Raw genomic sequence first — 18,874 nt, forward strand, 5'->3', positions numbered from 1 at the left:
GGTCAGAGCGCGGCGATGTAGTCCGGGGTGGCCATGCCCGGGGCCAGGTCGGCGGCCGGGACCGGGGTCCCGTACGCGGGCGCCACCGGCACCACGCCCGACCAGTACGGCAGCCCGAGGTCCTCGGGGTCGTCGTTGGGGCCGCCCGTACGGAGCTTCGCGGACACCTCGTCGAGGTCGAGGCGGATCACGGCCGTGGCCGCGAGCTCCTTGTCGCTGGCGGGCCGGGAGTCGGCGGAGCGACCCGGTACGACGTGGTCGACGAGGGCGTCGAGCGCCATCCGGCGCTCTTGCGGGTCGGTCACCTCGTAGGCGGTGCCGTGCACGACCACGGAGCGGTAGTTGATCGAGTGGTGGAAGGCCGAACGGGCCAGGACCAGGCCGTCCACGTGCGTCACGGTCAGGCAGACCGGCAGGCCCGGGTCGGCCTTGCCGGCCGCGAGGAGCGGGCGGGAGCCGGTGGACCCGTGGACGTACAGGGTCTCGCCGACGCGGGCGAAGAGTGTCGGCAGGACCACCGGGGCGCCGTCGCGGATGAAACCGAGGTGGCAGAGGTAGGCCTGGTCGAGTATCGAGTGCACCGTCTCGCGGTCGTAGCGGGCGCGGTCGCGGGACCGGGTCGGGACGGTGCGGTCGGTGGGCGCGTACCCGGTCGGCAGCTCCCCGGCCGAGTCCGTGGTCGTCTCCGTGGCAGGCGTGGCGCTCATGGTGCGGACTCCGTTGTATTAGTGCATAATGGGCTTTGTGCCAGGAGAATATCTGATCGTTGGGCGTCGCGCATCGGACATCGCGGCCAGTGTCGAAGCGGGCGTCGGTTCGGGCGCGCTCGCGCCGGGAGCGCTGTTGCCGCCGATGCGGGAGCTCGCCACGGTGCTGGGGGTGAACCCCAACACCGTGGCCGCGGCGTACCGCACGCTGCGCGAGCGCGGGGTCATCGAGACCGACGGGCGGCGCGGCAGCCGGGTCCGGGCCCGCCCCGCGACCGCGCCGCGCGACGAGCTGCGCACGGCCGTCCCTGCGGGCGTCCGCGACCTCACCTCGGGCAATCCGGACCTCCGGCTGCTCCCCGCGCTGGACGATGCCCTGGCGGGCGCCGGGCGCCGGTACGCACGCAGCCCCACGCTCTACGGACAGGATCCCGTGGCCCCGGAGCTGGCATCGCTCGCCAGAGCCGACTTCGACGCGGACGGGGTGCCGGCCGGGGCGGTGGCGGTGACCTCGGGGGCACTGGACGGCATCGAGCGGGTCCTGGCCGCCCATCTGAGACCCGGCGACGCGGTGGCGGTCGAGGATCCGGGCTGGGGCAGCGTCCTGGACCTGGTCCCGGCGCTCGGCCTGCGGGTGCTGCCGGTGGCCGTGGACGACGACGGGCCGCTGCCCGGGGCGGTGGCGGGGGCGTTGGCGGCGGGCGCGCGGGCGCTGGTCGTGACGGCCCGCGCGCAGAATCCGACCGGGGCGGCGGTGAGCGCGCGGCGGGCGGCGGAACTGCGGTCGGTGCTGGCCGGGCACCCGCAGGTGCTGGTCATCGACGACGACCACGGGCACGGCATCGTGGAACAGCCGCTGAACGTGCTCGGCGGGGTGACCACCCACTGGGCGCTGATCCGCTCCACGGCGAAGGCGTACGCGCCCGACCTGCGGATCGCCCTGATGACCGGCGACGACGTGACGCTCGACCGGGTGCGGGGGCGGCAGCGGCTGGGCCCGGGCTGGGTGAGCCGGCTGCTGCAGTACACGGTGGTGGAACTGTGGAACGCCGGTGCGGTCGACCGGGCGGCGGTCGCGCGGTCCTACGGGGAGCGGCGCGACGGCCTGGTCGCGGAGCTGGCGGACCGCGGGGTACGGGCGCACGGGCGGAGCGGGATGAACGTGTGGGTGCCCGTCGCCGACGAGACCGCTGTGGTGACGAGGCTGCTGGGTGCGGGCTGGGCGGTGGCCCCGGGGGGCCGGTTCCGGGTCGAGTCGGGGCCGGGCGTGCGGATCACCGTGTCTGGGCTGACCCCGTCGGACCTGGCGGGCCTGGCGGACGCGGTGGCCTCGGCGGTCCGGCCGACGGCCGGGGGCCGCTTCGACTGACACGGACCGGGGCGGCGGCGCGGGAACCCTCCCGCGCCGCCCCGGTCACAGCGCTATCGGCGCCGGGCCTGGGTGAGGGCCGCGCCCGCCAGGACGACGGCCGCGCCCACCGGCGTGTTCCAGTGCAGTTGTTCGCCCAGCAGGAGGACGCCCGCCGTCGTGGCGATGACCGGGATGAAGTAGGTGACCATCTGCGCGGTGGTCGGGCCGATCTCCGCCACGAGTCCGTACTGCATCTGCAGAGCCATGCCCGTGCCCAGGGTGCCCAGCGCGATCACCGACAGGGTCGGCCACAGCGGGAACGAGGTGGGGGCCGAGGTGAACAGCGAGCTGACCGCGGCCAGTTGGACGGTGGCGACCAGGAGCTGGGCTCCGGTGAGGGCGACCGGGGAGCTGGGCGTGGAGGCCAGGGTGCGGCGGACGTAGATCCAGCCGATCGGGTAGCAGAGCGAGGCCAGGAGGGCGAGCGCGGTGCCCTTCGCGTCGACGCCCGAGAAGCCCTGCCAGGCACCGAGGACGGTGAGCACCCCGAGGAAGCCCAGGCCCAGGCCCGCGAAGCGGCGGCGCGTCGGGCGGTCCTCGGAGAGGGCGATCAGCGAGAGGGCCATCCCCCACAGCGGAGACGTGGCGTTGCAGATGCCCGCCAGGCTGGAGGGGATGCTGAGCTCCGCGTACGCGAAGAGGGAGAAGGGGACGGTGTTGAGGAGCAGCGCCGCCACCGCCAGGTGGGCCCAGGTGCGCGGGCCGTGGGGGAGCGGCTCGCGGCGGACCAGGAGGACGGTGAGCAGGGCGAGCGCACCGAAGAAGACCCGGCCGAGGGCGACGTGGAAGGGTGCGTACCCCTCCGTGCCCACTTTGATCAGCAGGAAGCTGAAGCCCCAGACCACGGACAGGACGGCGAACCGGAGGCGCCAGTCCAGGCACCGGGCTGCGCGGGCCTTCAGGGGCTGCGGGGCGGTCGGCGGGAGGGCCGGGGAGGCGTCCGGGGCGAGGGTCGCGGCGAGAACCCGGGCCGGCGTCGCGGTCAGGACCGGGGAGGGGGCGGCGGAGGGGGAGGGTGCAGGGGCGGAGGTGGAGGCGGAGGCGGAGGCGGAGGTGGAGGGTGCGCTCATGACCACCACCCTGGCGCGTTCAACCTCTTAGGACAAGCGAGAGTTGTTGGGGTCGAAGGCGTAGTATCGCTTACATGTTGAACCTGGAGCGTCTGCGGACCCTCGACGCCCTCGCCCGCCACGGTTCCGTGAGCAGCGCGGCCGACGGTCTCCATGTCACCACCTCCGCCGTGTCCCAGCAGATGGCGAAACTGGAGCGGGAGGTCGGCCAGCCGCTGCTGGCCAAGAACGGCCGCGGCGTGCGGCTCACCGACGCCGGACGGCTGCTCGCCGACCACGCCGCCCGGATCATCTCCCAGGTCGAGCTCGCCCAGGCCGACGTCGAGGCCCGGCGCGGCTGCGCGGTCGGCGAACTGCGGATCGGCGCCTTCCCGACCGCCATGCGCGGACTGCTGCCCCCGACGCTGGCCGGCCTGCGCGACGATCATCCCCGACTGCGGCCCCGGGTCCGCGAGCAGGAGCCGGCGGAGAGCATGGCCGCCGTCGTGCGGGGCGACCTCGACCTGGCCCTCGCCATCGACTGGCACAACAAACGGATGCCGGTTCCGGCGGACCTCAACCGGACGCACCTGCTCGACGACTCCGCGGACATCGCGGTGCCGGCCGGCCATCCGCTGGCCGGGCGCGCCGAGGTGTCGCTGGCCGAACTCCGCGACGAGGACTGGATCTCCTGGAACGAGGGGCAGTTCTGCCACGAGTGGCTCGTCCACACCCTGCGCGGAGCCGGCGTCGAGCCCCGCATCGCGCACATCGCCGAGGAGCACCACACCCAACTGGCCTTCGTCGAAGCTGGACTCGGGGTGTGCGTGACCCCTCGGCTCGGCCGTGGACCGGTCCCGGCCGGAGTGCGGCTGCTGGCGGTGAGCGACACCGTACGCCGCCACGTGTACGCGGTCTGGCGGACGGACGCCGACCGGCGGCCGTCGGTCAGGGCCGCCGTAGAGGCCCTGCGTCGGGCGGCCGCGGGGCTCTAGCCGGCTGCCGCGACAGGCCGACAGGATCCCGGAAGAGAGGGCCGGTGCCGTACCGGGCGCGGCGACCCGGTGGACCTCCCGGTCGCGGCACTAGATCTTGCGGAAGTCCCACGACACGATCGACTCCGGGGTCAGACGGATCCAGGCGTGCCGTCCGTCGTGGGGCATCTCCTCGATGCCGAAGTTCTTGACCGGGAAGATGCGCTCCGGCTCCGCCAGTTCCGCGCACGGCTCGCCCGTGCGCGGGGCCTCGCCCACGAAGACGGCGTTCCCGGAGAGTTCGACCCCGCGCAGCTCGTCGTACGCCTCGCCCGCGTCGACGACCACCGAGATCCGGGGGTCCTTGCGCAGATCGGACCAGCGCCGGCTGCGGGTGATCGAGTAGAGCCACATCGAGGTGCCGTCCCATGCGAACCAGAGCGCGCCGACGTGCGGACGGCCGTCGGGGGAGACCGTGGCCACCCGGCACGTGCGCTGGTCGCGAAGGAAGGCGTCCAGCTCCTCTTCGCTCATCATGATGCGGCGGCCCCGCCGCTGCGGCCTGTCCGTGCGCGCCTCGTCCGCGCGCGTTCCGTCCGTGGGCGTTCCGTCCGCGCGCGTTCCCTCCGTGCGCGTTCCGTCCACGACCACCTGGTCTGTGACCGCCCCGTCCGAGCGCGTTCCGTCCCGCTGTTCCTCGTCCATCCGCCCCTCGCCCCTTCACATCTGACTGTGTGTCAGGAATCATGCGTGCTCTTCCGTCGTCACGCCAGGGGGAGCCATGGCCGAACTGGATCCAGCCACCACCGCTTTGCTCACCGTCGAGTGCCAGAGCGGTGTCGTCGGCGAGGAGAGCGCCCTGCCGGAGCTCGCCAAGGAGGCCCGGGACTCCGGAATGCTGGACCGGGTCGCCGCGCTCGTCGAGGCGGCGCGCGGGGCCGGGGTGCAAGTGCTGCACGCCATCGCCGAGAGGCGTCCCGACGGGCTCGCCGCCAACACCAACGCGCGGCTCTTCCGGGCCGCCGGCAGGCTGCCCGTGCGCCAGCTCTCCGGCAGCGCGGCCGTGGAGGTGGCCGCCCCCATCACCGTCGCCGAGCAGGACCTGGTGCTGCGCCGCCTGCACGGGCTCTCCCCGATGGCCGGAACCGACCTGGACGCCCTGCTGCGCAACCTCGGCGTCCGCACGCTCGTCGTCACCGGGGTCTCCTCGAACATCGCGATCCCGAACACCGTCTTCGACGCCGTCAACCTCGGCTACCAGGTGGTCGTCCCCTCCGACGCCATCGCCGGGGTGCCCGCGGCCTGCACCGCCGAGGTGATCCGCAACTCCCTCTCGCTGGTCGCCGCCATCACCACCACCGAGGCGCTCGTCCACCAGTGGGCTCCCGCCCGCTGACCCCCGTAACCTGGGCGGATGCTGTCCGAAGTGATCGCGACCCGTTACGTCACGCCCCTGCGTGAGGGCGGCTCGCTCCCGGGGATCGTCGAGGCCGACGATCTCGGTACCTATGTCATGAAATTCACCGGAGCCGGCCAGGGCCGCAAGACCCTGGTCGCCGAAGTCATCTGCGGCCGCCTGGCCCAGCGGCTGGGGCTGCGCGTCCCCCGCCTGGTGCAGATGCAGCTCGACCCCGTGATCGGGCTCGGCGAGCCCGATCAGGAGGTCCAGGAGCTGCTCAAGGCCAGCGGCGGGCTGAACCTCGGGATGGACTACCTCCCCGGCTCGATCGGCTTCGACCCGCTCGCCTACCGGGTGGACCCGGTCGAGGCGGGGCGCGTCGTCTGGTTCGACGCGCTCATCAACAACGTCGACCGGTCCTGGCGCAATCCGAACATGCTGGTCTGGCACGGCGACGTCTGGCTCATCGACCACGGCGCCACCATGATCTGGCACCACAACTGGCCCACGGCCGAGAGCGCCGCGGCCAAGCCGTACAACGCCTCCGACCACGTGCTGGCCCCGGCCGGCCCGGACGTCGCCGCGGCGGCCGCCGAGCTCGCCCCCCTCGTGACGAGGGAGCTGCTCACCGAGGTCGCGGCCGACGTGCCCGACGAGTGGCTGGTGGACGAGCCCGGTTTCGACTCCACCGACGCGCTGCGCCGCGCCTACGTCGACGTGCTGCTGCCGCGCGCCGCCACGATCCACGAGCGGATCACCATGGAGGCCGAGGTCAAGACCCAGGCGGGCCCTCCCGGCTGGCTCGCCGACCGCCTCGACCCCCGCCCCCGGAAGAACAAGAGCGACAACGAGTGACCAAGCGGGACGTGTTCGAGTACGCACTGGTGCGCGTGGTGCCCAGGATGGAGCGCGGCGAGTGTTTCAACGCCGGCGTGATCGTCTATTGCCGGGCGCATTCCTACGTCGCCGCGCGCACCCACCTCGACGAGGCCAGACTCCTCGCCCTGGACCCGAAGGCCGACGTGGCCGGGATCCGGGCCGCGCTGCGCGGGGTCGAGGGACTGTGCGGCGGGGGCGAGCAGGCAGGACAGGCGGCGGGCGACGACCCGGGCCGACGCTTCCGGTGGCTGATCGCGCCGCGCAGCACGGTGGTGCAGCCCGGCCCGGTGCACACCGGGCTGACGGCCGACCCGCGGGCCGAGGTGGATCGGCTGCTGGACCTGCTGGTCCGCTGAGCGGCCGGCCGGCCGGGGTCCGCCGGCCGGACGGGCCGGCGTGCGGCCGAACCGTCGCACGATCGATCGGCGGCCGTGACAGAAGCCCTGGCACCCGGTGGCGTTGACACCGGGTGCCAGGGCTCCTAGCGTCTCCTCAGCTGAAGCTACTAAGCGGTTGCTCACCCTTGAGGGGCCGCTTTTTCCGAGGGCGAGGAGATCCAGCATGTCCACCACCGAGCAGCGCGTCGCGATCGTGACCGGGGCGGCCCGGGGCATCGGCGCGGCCACCGCCGTACGCCTGGCCGCCGAAGGCCGGGCGGTCGCCGTACTCGACCTGGACGAGGCGGCCTGCAAGGACACCGTGGAGGCGATCACGGCGGCCGGCGGCAAGGCCGTCGCGATCGGCTGCGACGTCTCCGACAGCGCGCAGGTGGAGGCGGCCGTCGAGCGGGTGGCGAGCCTGCTCGGCGCCCCGACCATCCTGGTCAACAATGCGGGTGTGCTGCGGGACAACCTGCTCTTCAAGATGAGCGAGACGGACTGGGACACCGTCATGAACGTGCACCTGCGCGGCGCGTTCCTGATGTCGAAGGCCTGCCAGAAGCACATGGTGGACGCCAAGTTCGGCCGGATCGTGAGCCTCTCCAGCAGCTCGGCGCTCGGCAACCGGGGCCAGGCCAACTACTCGGCCGCCAAGGCCGGTCTGCAGGGCTTCACCAAGACCCTGGCCATCGAGCTCGGCAAGTTCGGCATCACCGCGAACGCCGTCGCCCCCGGCTTCATCGTGACCGAGATGACCGCGCACACGGCCGCCCGCGTCGGCATGGACTTCGAGGACTTCCAGGCCGCGGCCGCCACCCAGATCCCGGTGCAGCGCGTCGGGCGTCCGGACGACGTGGCCAACGCCATCGCCTTCTTCACGGGCGAGGCCGCCGGCTTCGTCTCGGGCCAGGTCATGTACGTGGCCGGCGGCCCGCTCAGCTGACGAGAGGCAGGGTGCACGACATGACGCACGCAGCAGCGGACAGCGGCAAGGTGGCGCTGATCACCGGGGCGAGCCGGGGCATCGGCTACGGCATCGCCGAGGCGCTGGTGGCGCGGGGCGACCGGCTCTGCATCACCGGGCGCAACGAGGAGGCCCTCAAGGAGGCCGTGGAGCGGCTCGGCGCGGACCGCGTCATCGGGGTCGCGGGGAAGGCGCACGACGAGGCCCACCAGGCCGTCGCGGTGGAGCGCACGATGGAGGCCTTCGGCCGCGTCGACTTCCTGATCAACAACGCGGGGACCAATCCGGTCTTCGGGCCGATCGCGGACCTCGACCTCGGAGTGGCACGGAAGGTCTTCGAGACCAACGTGATCTCGGCGCTCGGCTTCGCCCAGCGCACCTGGCACGCCTGGCAGAAGGAGAACGGCGGGGCGATCGTGAACATCGCCTCGATCGCCGGCGTCTCCGCCTCGCCCTTCATCGGGGCGTACGGGATGAGCAAGGCCGCCATGGTCAACCTGACCCTCCAGCTGGCCCACGAGATGGCTCCGGGGGTGCGGGTCAACGCGATCGCGCCCGCGGTCGTGAGGACTCAGTTCGCGCAGGCGCTCTACGAGGGCCGGGAACAGGAGGCCGCGGCGGCCTATCCGCTGGGCCGGCTCGGGGTCCCGGAGGACATCGGAGGGGCCGCGGCGTTTCTCACCTCTGCACAAGCGGAATGGATCACAGGGCAAACTCTCGTGGTCGATGGGGGAATGTTCCTCAATGCCGGAGTGCATTGACCGATAGTCGGACGCATTTGCCTTCCATTGGGGGGCAAATGCGTACCGAATACGCCCTTAATCGGTCAAGTGCCGCACGAAACCTATCCATTGGATTGGTGACGCACTGCGGTAGGGTCTGCCGCACCCCTGGCTGATCGAGGAGCGTGCACGTGTTCAACCGGACCAGATGCCTGCAGATCTCTGCGGCCCTTGCGTCCATATCCCTGCTCTCCGGATGCGGTCTGTTTTCGGACAAGGGCAGTGACGGCGCGCAGCGGATTGTCGTGGGAACGACGAGCGCACCCACCACCCTCGATCCGGCGGCGGCCTGGGACGGTTCCTGGGAGCTGTACCGGAACGTCTATCAGACGCTGCTGGCGTTCCCCACGGGTGCGACCAAGCCCCAGCCGGACGCCGCCCAGAGCTGCGAGTTCACGGACTCCGCGAACGAGTCCTACCGCTGCGTCCTGAAGAAGGGCCTGAAGTTCTCCAACGGCGAGCCGCTCGACGCCAAGGCCGTCAAGCACTCCCTCGACCGGATCAGGAAGATCGACGCCCCGTCCGGCCCCAAGGCGCTCTTCGGCAGCCTGGACAAGATCGAGACGCCGGACGCGCTGACGGTCGTCTTCAACCTGAACACTCCGGACGCCACCTTCCCGTTCGTCCTCGGCTCGCCGGCCGCCTCGCTGGTCGCGCCGAAGGACTACCCGGGCGACAAGCTGCGGGAGGACGGCAAGGTCACGGGCTCCGGCCCGTACACCCTGGAGTCCTACAAGGAAGCCGGAGAGGCGGTCCTGAACCGCAACGACGGCTACACCGGCTTCGCCAACCGCCGCAACGACGGCGTGACCATCCGCTACTTCGCGGACTCCAAGTCGATGATCGCGGCGCTCAAGTCCAAGAGCATCGACGCGACCTACCGAGGCCTGTCCGCCACGGAGATCAAGGACCTGCAGACCCCCGAGTCTCACAACGCGGGCGTCCAGGTCGTGGAGAACTTCGGCGCGGAGATCCGCTACCTGGTCTTCAACCCCAAGGACCCGCAGGTGGCCAAGCCCGCGGTGCGCCAGGCGATCGCCCAGATCGTCGACCGCGGCGCGCTGGTCTCCAAGGTGTACCAGGGCACCGCCGAGCCGCTGTACTCGATGGTCCCCAAGGGCGTCGTCGGCCACAAGACGCCCTTCTACGACATGTACGGCCAGGTGGACGTCGCCAAGGCCAAGAAGATCCTCAGGGACGCCGGGATCACCCAGTCGGTGGATCTGACCTTCTGGTACACCACCGACCGCTACGGCGCCTCCACCGCGGACGAGTTCACCGAGCTCAAGCGCCAGCTGGAGGAGAGCGGCCTCTTCAAGATCACCCTGCGCGGCCAGCCCTGGAAGGCCTTCCAGGAGGGCTACAAGAAGGGCGAGTACCCGGTCTTCGGCCGGGGCTGGTTCCCCGACTTCCCGGACCCGGACAACTTCATCGCCCCGTTCGTCGGCAAGGACAACGCGGTCGGCACCCCGTACGAGGCCACCGAGATCCTGACCGACCTGCTGCCCAAGTCCCGCCGCGAGAGCGACCGGTCGGCGGGTGTCCACGAGTTCGAGCAGGCCCAGCAGATCTTCGCCCAGGACGTCCGGCTCCTGCCGCTGTGGCAGGGCAAGCTGTACGTGGCCGCGCGCGACGACATCGGCGGCGCCGAGCGGGCGCTCGACCCGCAGACCGTGATGCAGGTCTGGGAGCTGTACCGCAAGGCCAGCTGGTAGCCGCCCCGGCGGTGCGGGCGGACACGGCCGGATGCGGCGTTGTCAGTGGCCCCCGGTAGGTTCTGAACAGTCGCGCGAAGCACTTGCGCGAGATCGCGGAACTTGTACCGGAGGTTGTCGCCGTGACCCAGATGCTGCCCGAGTCCTGGCTCCCCGTCCTCGGCGGGGAGCTGGACCAGCCCTACTTCAAAGAGCTCACCGAGTTCGTCGAGAAGGAGCGGGCGAACGGGCCGGTCTACCCGCCCCGCGAACAGGTCTTCGCGGCCCTGGAGGCCACGCCCTTCGACCAGGTGAAGGTCCTGGTCCTGGGCCAGGACCCCTACCACGGCGCCGGCCAGGGCCACGGCCTCTGCTTCTCCGTCCGGCCCGGGGTGAAGACCCCGCCCTCGCTGCGCAACATCTACAAGGAGATGCACGCGGAGCTCGGCATCCCCGTCCCGGACAACGGCTACCTGATGCCGTGGGCCGAGCAGGGCGTCCTGCTGCTCAACGCGGTGCTCACCGTCCGTGAGGCCGAGCCCAACTCGCACAAGGCCAAGGGCTGGGAGAAGTTCACCGACGCGGTGATCCGCGCGGTGGCCGAGCGCCCCGACCCCGCCGTGTTCGTCCTGTGGGGGGCGTACGCGCAGAAGAAGCTCCCGCTGATCGACGAGGAGCGGCACGCGGTCGTCAAGGGCGCCCACCCCTCGCCGCTGTCGGCCAAGAAGTTCTTCGGCTCCCGCCCCTTCACGCAGATCAACGAGGCCGTCGCAGCCCAGGGCCATGAGCCGATCGACTGGCGGATCCCGGACCTGGGCTGATGCGCGACCGCGCCTAGGCGTCATTGCCCGCGCCTGCGGCTAGCGTCTTGACGATCAGACCGGAGCAGGTCTGGCAGAGCAAGCCGGAGGCCGCGTTGACGGAGCAGCAGGACGCGGCGGAGGACGCCGTCATGACCAGGATCGGCCAGGCGGTCATCCTGCTCCACGTCGGCGACCGCGAGGAGGCCCGCAACCGGCTCGGCGAGATCTGGTCCGAGATCGGTGAGCGGGGGGACTCCCTGCACCGCTGCACGCTCGCGCACTACATGGCCGACGCCCAGGACGACCCGGCCGAGGAGCTGGCCTGGGACCTGAAGGCCCTGACCGCGGCCGACGGTCCCGTGCCACCCGCGGCCGTCCGGGTCTTCTATCCGTCGCTGCACCTGAGCCTGGCCGCCGACTACGTGAAGCTACGGCGCCCCGAGGCGGCCCGGATCCACCTGGCGCGGGCCCGCGCCGCCACAGGAGCACTGGGCGACGACGGGTACGGGAACGGCGTACGGGCCGCCATCGCCCGGCTGGAGCGGCGGCTCGAGGCGGAGCCGGGCGAAGGGCCCCGGCCGTTCCCGGAGCAGAGCCCGTAGCCGGACCCCCGGCCTCCAGCTCCGGCTTCCAGCTCCAGCCCCTGGCTCCGGCCCCCGTCCAGCCCCGCCCCCGGAGCGCCTCAGCCGCCGTGGACGCCCGCGCAGATACGGGCCTCCGGGCTGTCCGGATGCCAGCGCCCGTGCCGGCGGCCCAGCGCGCAGACGTCGGCCGGCCGCACGGGTAGCTCCCGCACCACCTCGCGCGGCACCTGCGCCTCGCCCTGTCGGGGCCGGCGGGGCCGGTGACCGCCGGGACGGCCGTCGCCGTCGCCGGGCCCCGTGCGGCCCGCGTGCTCGCCCGGCTTCCTCGGCTCCGGGATGTCGGGGACGGGAAGCGCTGGCCGCGGACCCCCCGTGGCCGTACGCCGCGCGGCCGCCCGCTCGTCCGCGGCCGGGTCGCCGTCCCGCGGGGCGGACCGCCGTCCGGACGGCGCGGCCGCCGGCCGGGCCGGCTGCCCCGGCACGGCCTCCAGCGCCTCCAGGGCGGGAGCCCGGACGACCACCGGCGCGGCCCCGGGCCCGCCTCGCGGCGCGTGCCGGGGCGCCGCCCCGGGGGTGCCGGGAGCGGCCGCCGGCTGCACGGAGGGCGGGGTCACGTTCACACATCCGGAGACGGCCGAAACGGCACAGGCGACTCCGAGCAGCAGTTTTGTCGTGGTTCGGGTTGGATGCACCCGCGCAACTCTGCTGTGTGAGGACCCCGTTGCGAAAACCCGGAGCCGATATTCACCCCGCACGGGTGACGGTTACCCGCTCCTGGACGCCGTGGGCGTCCGCCCGTCGACCGGTTCTACTCGCCCGTTGCGCCGTCGAGGTGCTCGCGCAGCAGGTCCGCGTGGCCGTTGTGGCGCGCGTACTCCTCGATCATGTGGGTGTAGACCCAGCGCAGGCTGAACACCTCGCCCCGGCGGTGGCTTTCGGCCGAAGAAGTGAGGTCCAGCGAGCGGCCGGCCACGGCCTGCCGGGCCCGCTCGGCCTCGGTCCGCCAGGCCTGCTCGGCCTCGGTCCAGGTGTCCTCGCCGGTGATGTGGAAGTCACCGTCCGGGTCGTCGGCCGTGCAGAACAGCTCGGGCAGCTCCTCGCCCAGCATGATCTCCCGGAACCAGTACCGCTCGACCTCGGCCATGTGCCGCACCAGCCCCAGCAGGCTGAGTTCGGAAGGCAGCAGAGGAGTCGAGCGCAGCTGCTCGTCCGAAAGCCCCTCGCACTTCCAGGCCAGGGTGGAGCGGTGGTAATCGAGCCAGCCGTCGAGCATCTCGCGTTCGCCGGCCGTGGTGGCGGGTTCGGTGCGGTGGGAACCGTCGTTGAGGATCATGGCCTCCATCCTGGTCGAACCCGTCCGAGGTCACCACCGATTAGGCTGCCTGCATTCCACGAGGAACGAACCTGGAGGCTCCCGGTGAAGGTCGGCTGTATCGGACTCGGCGACATCGCTCAGAAGGCGTACCTGCCCGTCCTCACCACGCGCCCAGGGCTCGAACTGCACCTGCAGACCCGCACCCCGGCCACCCTCGAGCGGGTCGGCGCCCGCCACCACGTCCCGGCCGATCACCTGCACACCGACCTCGACTCCCTGCTCGCGCAGAAGCTCGACGCGGCCTTCGTGCACGCCCCGACCGCCGCTCACCCCGAGATCGTGGAACGGCTGCTGGAGGCGGGCGTCCCGACGTACGTGGACAAGCCGATCGCCTACGAGCTCGCGGACTCGCGGCGCCTGGTCGAACTGGCCGAGGAACGCGGGGTCTCGCTCGCCGTCGGCTTCAACCGCCGCCACGCGCCCGGCTACGCGCAGTGCGCCGACCACCCGCGCGAGCTGATCGTCATGCAGAAGAACCGGGTGGGACTGCCCGAGGACGTACGGACCTTCGTCCTCGACGACTTCATCCACGTCGTCGACACCCTGCGCTTCCTGCTGCCCGGCGAGGCCGACGGGATCGACGTACGGGCAGTCGTACGCGAGGGACTGATGAGCCAGGTGGTGCTCCAGATGTCGGGCGCCGGTTTCACCGCGCTCGGCATCATGAACCGGCTCTCCGGCTCGACGGAGGAGGTCCTGGAGGTCTCCGGGCAGGACACCAAGCGCCAGGTGGTCAACCTCGCGGAGATCATCGACCACAAGGGCCAGCCGACGGTCCGGCGCCGCGGGGACTGGGTGCCGGTCGCCCGCCAGCGCGGCATCGAACAGGTGGTGGACGCCTTCCTGGAGGCCGTGGAAGCGGGCCGGACCCTCAGCGCGCGCGACGCGCTGCGCACCCACGAACTGTGCGAGCGCGTGGTGGAAGCCGCCCTGGAGCAGGCTTCCTGAGCGACCCCGCCCCTCCCGGCGGGCCCCGGCGTTGCCGGCTCGCCGGCCGGTCGCGCCAGGCACCCCGGGGCCGTCCACGCACTAGTTTCCGGGAGGCTCGCCGGACCGTTTTCCGAGCGGCTCGGGGAGCGGTGTGCCGGCCGGTGTGCCGAGCCGTGTGCCGAGCCGTACGGAGCGGGCGCCCGCGGCCGCGCAGTAGGCGGCCAGGGCGGCCAGCGCGGCGCCCACCGGCCAGTCTCCGAAGCGGACGTACGGGGTCGTGCCCCGGGCGAGCGGGACCTCGTACACCCGCGCCTCACGCGCCGAGGTGGACAGCGCCGGACCGATCAGCTCGCCCGACGGGCCGCGGACCTCACTGATGCCCGTGAGGGTGGCGTGGACCATGGGGCGGCCGGTCTCCGCGGCGCGCAGCGCGGACAGCGAGGCGTGCTGGGCCGGGGCCCAGCTGTCCTGGAAGCTGGACGTGGCCGACTGGTCGATCAGCAACGCGGCGCCGTCCAGGGCGAGGTGCCGGCTCATGTCGGGGAACGCGGACTCGAAGCAGACCAGCGGACCGAGCCGGACGTCCGCACGGCCGGGCAGGTCCATCAGGACCTGGGCGCTGCCGGGGACCCGGTTCTCATCGGCGGCCTTGCCCACCGAGGTGGCCCAGCCCAGCAGCGCGCGGGCCGGCACGTATTCGCCGAAGGGCACCAGGCGCATCTTGTCGTAGTGATCACCGGTCGGGCCGGCCGGCCCGACGAGGACCGCCGTTTTGCGGATCCCCGGCCGGTCGGCGGCCCGCGCGTCCACGTTGACCAGCAACGGGGCCCCTACCCGCTCCGACAGGCCGGCGAGCCTGCGGGCCAGGTCCGGGCGGCCCGTAAGGTCCTCCCCGACGCTGCTCTCGCCCCACACCACCAGGTCCGGGTGCTGCCCGGCCAAGCTCCGGGTGAGCTCCTCCCCGACGGCGAACCGCCGCTCCGCGGCGTCCGGTCCGTCCGGGACCGGCCCCGGCTGTACGACGGCCACGCGCAGCCCGCCCGAGATCTCCGGGCGGGGCGCCCACGCCCACATGACCCCGGCCAGCACCGCGCACCCCGTCGCCCCGGCCACCGCGGGAGCGCGCGCCCCCGGTACCGCGATCAGCAGGGCCACCGCACAGTTCACCGCCACCACGGCCAGGCCGACCAGCCAGACCCCGCCCACCGAAGCCAGCCGCAGCGCCGGCGCCACCTGCCACTGGCTGGCCCCCAGGAGCCCCCACGGCCCGCCCAGCCCCTGCCAGGACCGCGCCAGCTCCGACAGGAGCCAGGCCGACGGTACGAGGACGAGCGCCGCGGCCGCCCGGGCTCCGCTCGGGGTCCCGCCGAGCAACTCCCGCACCATCAGGGCGAAGGGGATCCAGAGCACCCCCAACAGCGCGGCCAGGACGAGCAGGAACACGTGCAGGCTGGGGAACAGCCAGTGGTGGACCGCGACGACGAACCCGGCGCCCCCGAGCCAGCCCTCCAGGGCGGCCCGCCGGCCGGTGGGGGCGGACCTCAGCAGCAGCATCCAGGGCACGAGGGCGACGTAGGCGAACCACCAGAGCGCGGGAGCGGGGAAGGCGAGGCAGGGCAGCGCTCCGGCGGCGACGGCCGCCGCCGCGCGCCGCCACGCCACCCGCTTCGGGACCGTCGGCATCATGGGGCCTCCGCTTCCAGTGTGGAACAGCCCTGCGGATCATGCCCGTGGGTCAGAAGGACATGTGCCGCCACTTCTCGTGGACGGTGACTCCGGAGAGCCGCCAGCCGGAGCGGGCGGTGCGCACGAGGGCGAAGGCGTAGCGGCCCGCGGCGACGAAGTTGGGCGCGGTGACCGTGCCGTCGGACTCCTCGCCCTCCAGTCGCATCGGATTGAGGAAGTCCGCCCGCACCTGCGCCGTGTCACCGGGCGAGCCGCCCAGGTCCGCCACCCGGATCAGCCGGTTGACGATGAGGTGCTGGCGCACCGGGAACAGCTTCATCGTCTCCGCGAGCCAGTCCGCGACCTCCCCGGCCGGCCCCTCGACCCCGCCCGCCGAGCTGTAGTCGGCCCGCCCGCCCGGGGCGAACAGGGCGCGGTACCCGTCCCAGTCGCCGTCGTCCACGGCCACCGCGTACCCCGTGACCACCTCGTCGATCGCCAGCCGGTCCATCACGGCCGCAAGGTCCACACGCTGCGTCATCGGGTCAGTGTGAGGGCGCGGCGCGCGGAGGCCAAGGGGCGTGCGGGGCCGGGATCTTCGGACGTCCGGTCAGCGACGTGCATGCGCCTCCCGGGGCCGGACCACGACCAGGAACGCATCGCTGGCGAGGTCCATCACCACCTCGGCCGCAACCCCCTCGCGCAGCCGCTGCGCCGCGTACTCCTCGGCAGGCCAGCTTCCCCTCGGACTTCCGGCCGGAAACCGCTCCAACACCACTCGACCCATGGGACACCCCCGTAGCTCGTCTTCAGGTCGTTTCCGTTCTCTTGCACAACGACGCGCGGGCCGCTCGGGAACGTTCCCGAACGGCCCGCGATTCACGCGAAGCAGTGAGCGGGCGGGCTGCCCGCCGTTCCCGGCCGGTAGCCGCGACACGGACCGGGACCGCGGTTCTCCGAGCGCGCCGCGCCCCGCTCCCACCGGGTCGCGGGGGCGTCTCCGGAGCCTGCTCACAGACCGCGGGTTTCGGTTCTAATCGGGCAGATCTGACGGACCCGTCATTTCCGACTTTGTAATCACATTGCTTGTCGTTTACCGTTGGCGAAGCGCGGGAACGACCGTGCTTGTATCTGCGGGAGGTGATCAGCGTGCCTGGTGGAAGTAGTCCCAGGGCATACACGCCACCCATCTCGCTCGACGTACTGCGGTAGCGGCCTCGCGCCACGGCAGGATGCCTCGGCGGCGCGTCGGTGGATCGACGCGAGCCCTGTCCGCCGGGCCTCCGCGCCTGATCTGACCGTTTTCGTGGCGGCTGCGCCCTCTCATGCCAACCGGCTCCGCGGTGGCGTGCCCAGGCATGCCCGCCGGTGACCGCTCCGCTCTTGATGCCTGATGCCTGATGCCTGATGCCTGGCGTGAGGCCCATGCGTCGCCGGCTGTCCCAGCGAACACATTCACCACACCTTTACCGCCGAAGCACGCCCGGAATCCGCAGAGCGGCGACGGACGCGTGCCCACGGCGTGCCTTGACAGGAGGAATTCCATGACCAGCACGACCCCGATGAACCACGACAACGCGGCGGCGCCAGTCGAGACGGTGGAACAGCACGTCCAGAACGCCCAGAAGGTGGAGCTGCTCCGGGAGATCAACAAGGAGCTCCGCGGGCTGAACAAGGAAATGGAAGACATCCGGGTGATCACCGAAGACCAGTTGGAGGTCACGGTGGAGACCCGGAAAGTGAGCGCCTGGACGGCGATCGCGGTGGTCCCCGGAGCTCTCGCGTCGCTCTACGGCTCCAATTTCGAGCACATGCCCGAGCTCCAGTTCAAGTACGGCTGGCCCATCTTCCTCGCCGCCCTGGCGTCCTGCTCGCTGGCCACCTACTTCGCGGTCAAGCGCAAGGGCTGGCTCTGAAGCCGTCACCGAGCAAAGGAAAGGAGATTCGCATGTCGGACCACTCCACCCGCCCCGCCGTGACCGGGCCCACCGCGAAGGACCTCGACGCGTGCTCGGTCGAGGAACTGCGCACCTTTCTCCTCGGAGTCCGCCAGTACCAGAAGGAACTGGTCCTGCTCCACCAGAAGTCGGTCCACCTCTACCACGGGACGAAGACGGCCCGGAAGGTGAGCTCGTGGCTCGTGGTCTTCCTGCTTCCCACGGTGCTGGGCGGCATCTACTCCGCGAACTTCTACCAGCCGGAAACCGGATTCGTATGGGCCTGGCCGGCTTTCCTCGCCCTGGTACTGGCTTCGGGCGTCGCGATGTTCACCCACCTGCGGCGCAGGCGCTGTCTGTAGCGTCGCGGGCGGGCCCGTTCGCTGCCCGGTAGAACGGGGAACGCTGAGCCCGCCGGTGGCACGAGGCAGTGCTACCGGCGGGCTCAGCGTTCCCCGTGGACGCGGAGCGGAGTCTCAGGGGGAGGCCGACTCCCCGGCGTGGGGGCTCAGCACGCCCGCGCCGATCAGGGCGAACAGCAGGATGCCCAGCAGGATCCGGTAGATCACGAAGGGCATGAAGCTCCGGCTGGAGATGAACTTCATGAACGAGTTCAAGTCGAGGTTCTGAGCGGCTCTGACCTGCTGTTTCCACCACTCACAAGATTGAATGGGCGAGCAGTGGGAGATGGCACTTTCCAGTGCTCTCCCTCGCCAGCCGCGAAGCGCAGCGGCGATCTCCTGCTCCATGGTCAGGGGAACGTGCGAGTAGAGACCTTCCACGTCGGCGACCTCGTGGCCCATGCGGGTCTCCACGGCTATGCGACTGTGTCGATCTTCGTCCAGCCACTCCTTGCCGCCGTGACGAAGCAGGTACAGCCGCTTCCCGGCGTAGGCGGACGCAGGGACCTCCGGAAGGGGACGGCGAGAGGTGACCAGCTGGGGTTGACCCAGGCGAACCCTCTCGAATTCCCCGGAGGCCGGTCGACCGCGCGAGACCGGCTGCCAGTAGGAGTAGCTGAAGTTTGCGTTGGCCAGCAGCCCGCCGCCGATGGCCGGAAACAGGTACTCGTGGTCATGGGAGGCGAAGAGCGCCGTGAGCCTTTTCCATCTTCAGCCTGAGCTGGCCAGATGCAGGGTGAGGACAGCCTGAACAACGCTCGTGATGCGGGTGTCGAGCAGCGGGGCTTGCGGACAAGCCGCCATGACTTGAGGGTGGCGACGGCCTGCTCGACCAGGGCCCGGATTGAGGTTCCCCCGAGATGCGGGGTGTCGTGACAGAGGGTCAGATGGGACTCATGAGAGGAACATCGACCATGGCTGCCCCCAGGAAATACTCGCT

General features: G+C 71.7%; 20 protein-coding genes and 2 pseudogenes. 13 read left to right on the forward strand and 9 right to left on the reverse strand.

Annotated elements, in window-relative coordinates; translation table 11 throughout:
- Positions 1-2: 2 nt before the first annotated feature.
- Complete coding sequence (locus tag ABZY44_RS25855; protein ID WP_356657756.1) at positions 3-707, reverse strand: pyridoxamine 5'-phosphate oxidase family protein; 705 nt, start codon at positions 705-707, stop codon at positions 3-5.
- Positions 708-735: 28 nt separating this feature from the next.
- Between ABZY44_RS25855 and ABZY44_RS25860 the strand changes: the two genes are divergently transcribed.
- Positions 736-2,076: an aminotransferase class I/II-fold pyridoxal phosphate-dependent enzyme gene (locus ABZY44_RS25860; RefSeq protein WP_356657758.1), complete on the forward strand. Its 1,341-nt coding sequence runs from the start codon at positions 736-738 to the stop codon at positions 2,074-2,076.
- Positions 2,077-2,129: 53 nt separating this feature from the next.
- On the opposite strand, the gene ABZY44_RS25865 is transcribed toward ABZY44_RS25860, so the two are convergent.
- On the reverse strand, positions 2,130-3,188 hold the full coding sequence (locus tag ABZY44_RS25865; protein ID WP_356657760.1) for a DMT family transporter: 1,059 nt from the start codon (positions 3,186-3,188) through the stop codon (positions 2,130-2,132).
- A gap of 74 nt (positions 3,189-3,262) precedes the next feature.
- On the opposite strand from ABZY44_RS25865, the gene ABZY44_RS25870 reads away from it, so the two are divergent.
- Positions 3,263-4,162 (forward strand): LysR family transcriptional regulator, encoded by a 900-nt coding sequence (locus ABZY44_RS25870; RefSeq protein WP_356657762.1) that lies wholly within the window; start codon positions 3,263-3,265, stop codon positions 4,160-4,162.
- A 90-nt stretch (positions 4,163-4,252) separates the two neighbouring features.
- Here ABZY44_RS25870 and ABZY44_RS25875 read toward each other — a convergent pair whose 3' ends face one another.
- Positions 4,253-4,678 (reverse strand): pyridoxamine 5'-phosphate oxidase family protein, encoded by a 426-nt coding sequence (locus tag ABZY44_RS25875; protein ID WP_356657794.1) that lies wholly within the window; start codon positions 4,676-4,678, stop codon positions 4,253-4,255.
- Between the two features lie 244 nt (positions 4,679-4,922).
- On the opposite strand from ABZY44_RS25875, the gene ABZY44_RS25880 reads away from it, so the two are divergent.
- The 8 genes from ABZY44_RS25880 to ABZY44_RS25915 all read left to right on the forward strand — a co-directional run bounded on the left by ABZY44_RS25880 (position 4,923) and on the right by ABZY44_RS25915 (position 11,644).
- Entirely contained in the window at positions 4,923-5,537 is a 615-nt protein-coding gene (locus ABZY44_RS25880; RefSeq protein WP_356657764.1) for a cysteine hydrolase, read from the forward strand.
- A gap of 18 nt (positions 5,538-5,555) precedes the next feature.
- Positions 5,556-6,395, forward strand: coding sequence for a HipA family kinase (locus tag ABZY44_RS25885; RefSeq protein ID WP_356657766.1), 840 nt, complete (start codon positions 5,556-5,558; stop codon positions 6,393-6,395).
- Positions 6,392-6,775, forward strand: a complete 384-nt coding sequence (locus ABZY44_RS25890; protein WP_356657768.1) for a DUF3037 domain-containing protein — start codon at positions 6,392-6,394, stop codon at positions 6,773-6,775. The genes ABZY44_RS25885 and ABZY44_RS25890 overlap by 4 nt, the downstream gene beginning before the upstream one ends.
- 205 nt (positions 6,776-6,980) lie before the next feature.
- Complete coding sequence (fabG, locus tag ABZY44_RS25895) at positions 6,981-7,742, forward strand: 3-oxoacyl-ACP reductase FabG (RefSeq protein WP_356657770.1); 762 nt, start codon at positions 6,981-6,983, stop codon at positions 7,740-7,742.
- A 20-nt stretch (positions 7,743-7,762) separates the two neighbouring features.
- Entirely contained in the window at positions 7,763-8,524 is a 762-nt protein-coding gene (locus ABZY44_RS25900) for an SDR family oxidoreductase (RefSeq protein WP_356657772.1), read from the forward strand.
- Between the two features lie 152 nt (positions 8,525-8,676).
- A complete protein-coding gene (locus ABZY44_RS25905; RefSeq protein WP_356657774.1) occupies positions 8,677-10,260 on the forward strand; it encodes an ABC transporter substrate-binding protein in 1,584 nt (527 codons plus the stop codon).
- A gap of 131 nt (positions 10,261-10,391) precedes the next feature.
- Positions 10,392-11,060, forward strand: coding sequence for a uracil-DNA glycosylase (gene ung, locus ABZY44_RS25910; protein ID WP_356657796.1), 669 nt, complete (start codon positions 10,392-10,394; stop codon positions 11,058-11,060).
- 131 nt (positions 11,061-11,191) lie between these two features.
- Positions 11,192-11,644, forward strand: coding sequence for a hypothetical protein (locus tag ABZY44_RS25915; RefSeq protein WP_356657798.1), 453 nt, complete (start codon positions 11,192-11,194; stop codon positions 11,642-11,644).
- Between the two features lie 80 nt (positions 11,645-11,724).
- On the opposite strand, the gene ABZY44_RS25920 is transcribed toward ABZY44_RS25915, so the two are convergent.
- Complete coding sequence (locus tag ABZY44_RS25920) at positions 11,725-12,318, reverse strand: hypothetical protein (protein WP_356657776.1); 594 nt, start codon at positions 12,316-12,318, stop codon at positions 11,725-11,727.
- A gap of 116 nt (positions 12,319-12,434) precedes the next feature.
- The gene (locus ABZY44_RS25925; RefSeq protein ID WP_356657778.1) at positions 12,435-12,959 is read right to left on the reverse strand and encodes a DinB family protein; all 525 of its coding nucleotides are present in this window, start codon (positions 12,957-12,959) and stop codon (positions 12,435-12,437) included.
- An 84-nt stretch (positions 12,960-13,043) separates the two neighbouring features.
- Between ABZY44_RS25925 and ABZY44_RS25930 the strand changes: the two genes are divergently transcribed.
- A complete protein-coding gene (locus tag ABZY44_RS25930; protein ID WP_356657780.1) occupies positions 13,044-13,949 on the forward strand; it encodes a Gfo/Idh/MocA family oxidoreductase in 906 nt (301 codons plus the stop codon).
- A gap of 81 nt (positions 13,950-14,030) precedes the next feature.
- On the opposite strand, the gene lnt is transcribed toward ABZY44_RS25930, so the two are convergent.
- Complete coding sequence (gene lnt / locus ABZY44_RS25935; protein WP_356657782.1) at positions 14,031-15,617, reverse strand: apolipoprotein N-acyltransferase; 1,587 nt, start codon at positions 15,615-15,617, stop codon at positions 14,031-14,033.
- A 49-nt stretch (positions 15,618-15,666) separates the two neighbouring features.
- Positions 15,667-16,137, reverse strand: a complete 471-nt coding sequence (locus tag ABZY44_RS25940; RefSeq protein WP_356657784.1) for a nuclear transport factor 2 family protein — start codon at positions 16,135-16,137, stop codon at positions 15,667-15,669.
- Positions 16,138-17,140: 1,003 nt separating this feature from the next.
- Between ABZY44_RS25940 and ABZY44_RS25945 the strand changes: the two genes are divergently transcribed.
- Complete coding sequence (locus ABZY44_RS25945) at positions 17,141-17,512, forward strand: CorA family divalent cation transporter (RefSeq protein WP_356657786.1); 372 nt, start codon at positions 17,141-17,143, stop codon at positions 17,510-17,512.
- A gap of 32 nt (positions 17,513-17,544) precedes the next feature.
- Positions 17,545-17,895, forward strand: coding sequence for a hypothetical protein (locus ABZY44_RS25950; protein ID WP_356657788.1), 351 nt, complete (start codon positions 17,545-17,547; stop codon positions 17,893-17,895).
- Between the two features lie 114 nt (positions 17,896-18,009).
- On the opposite strand, the pseudogene ABZY44_RS25955 reads toward ABZY44_RS25950, so the two are convergent.
- Positions 18,010-18,141: pseudogene (locus tag ABZY44_RS25955) on the reverse strand (undecaprenyl-diphosphatase); the annotation flags it as partial.
- A 504-nt stretch (positions 18,142-18,645) separates the two neighbouring features.
- A pseudogene (locus tag ABZY44_RS25960) lies at positions 18,646-18,779 on the reverse strand (IS5/IS1182 family transposase); the annotation flags it as partial.
- Positions 18,780-18,874: the final 95 nt, after the last annotated feature.

The sequence above is a fragment of the Streptomyces sp. NPDC006544 genome, from assembly GCF_040611715.1.
Classification (GTDB): domain Bacteria; phylum Actinomycetota; class Actinomycetes; order Streptomycetales; family Streptomycetaceae; genus Streptomyces.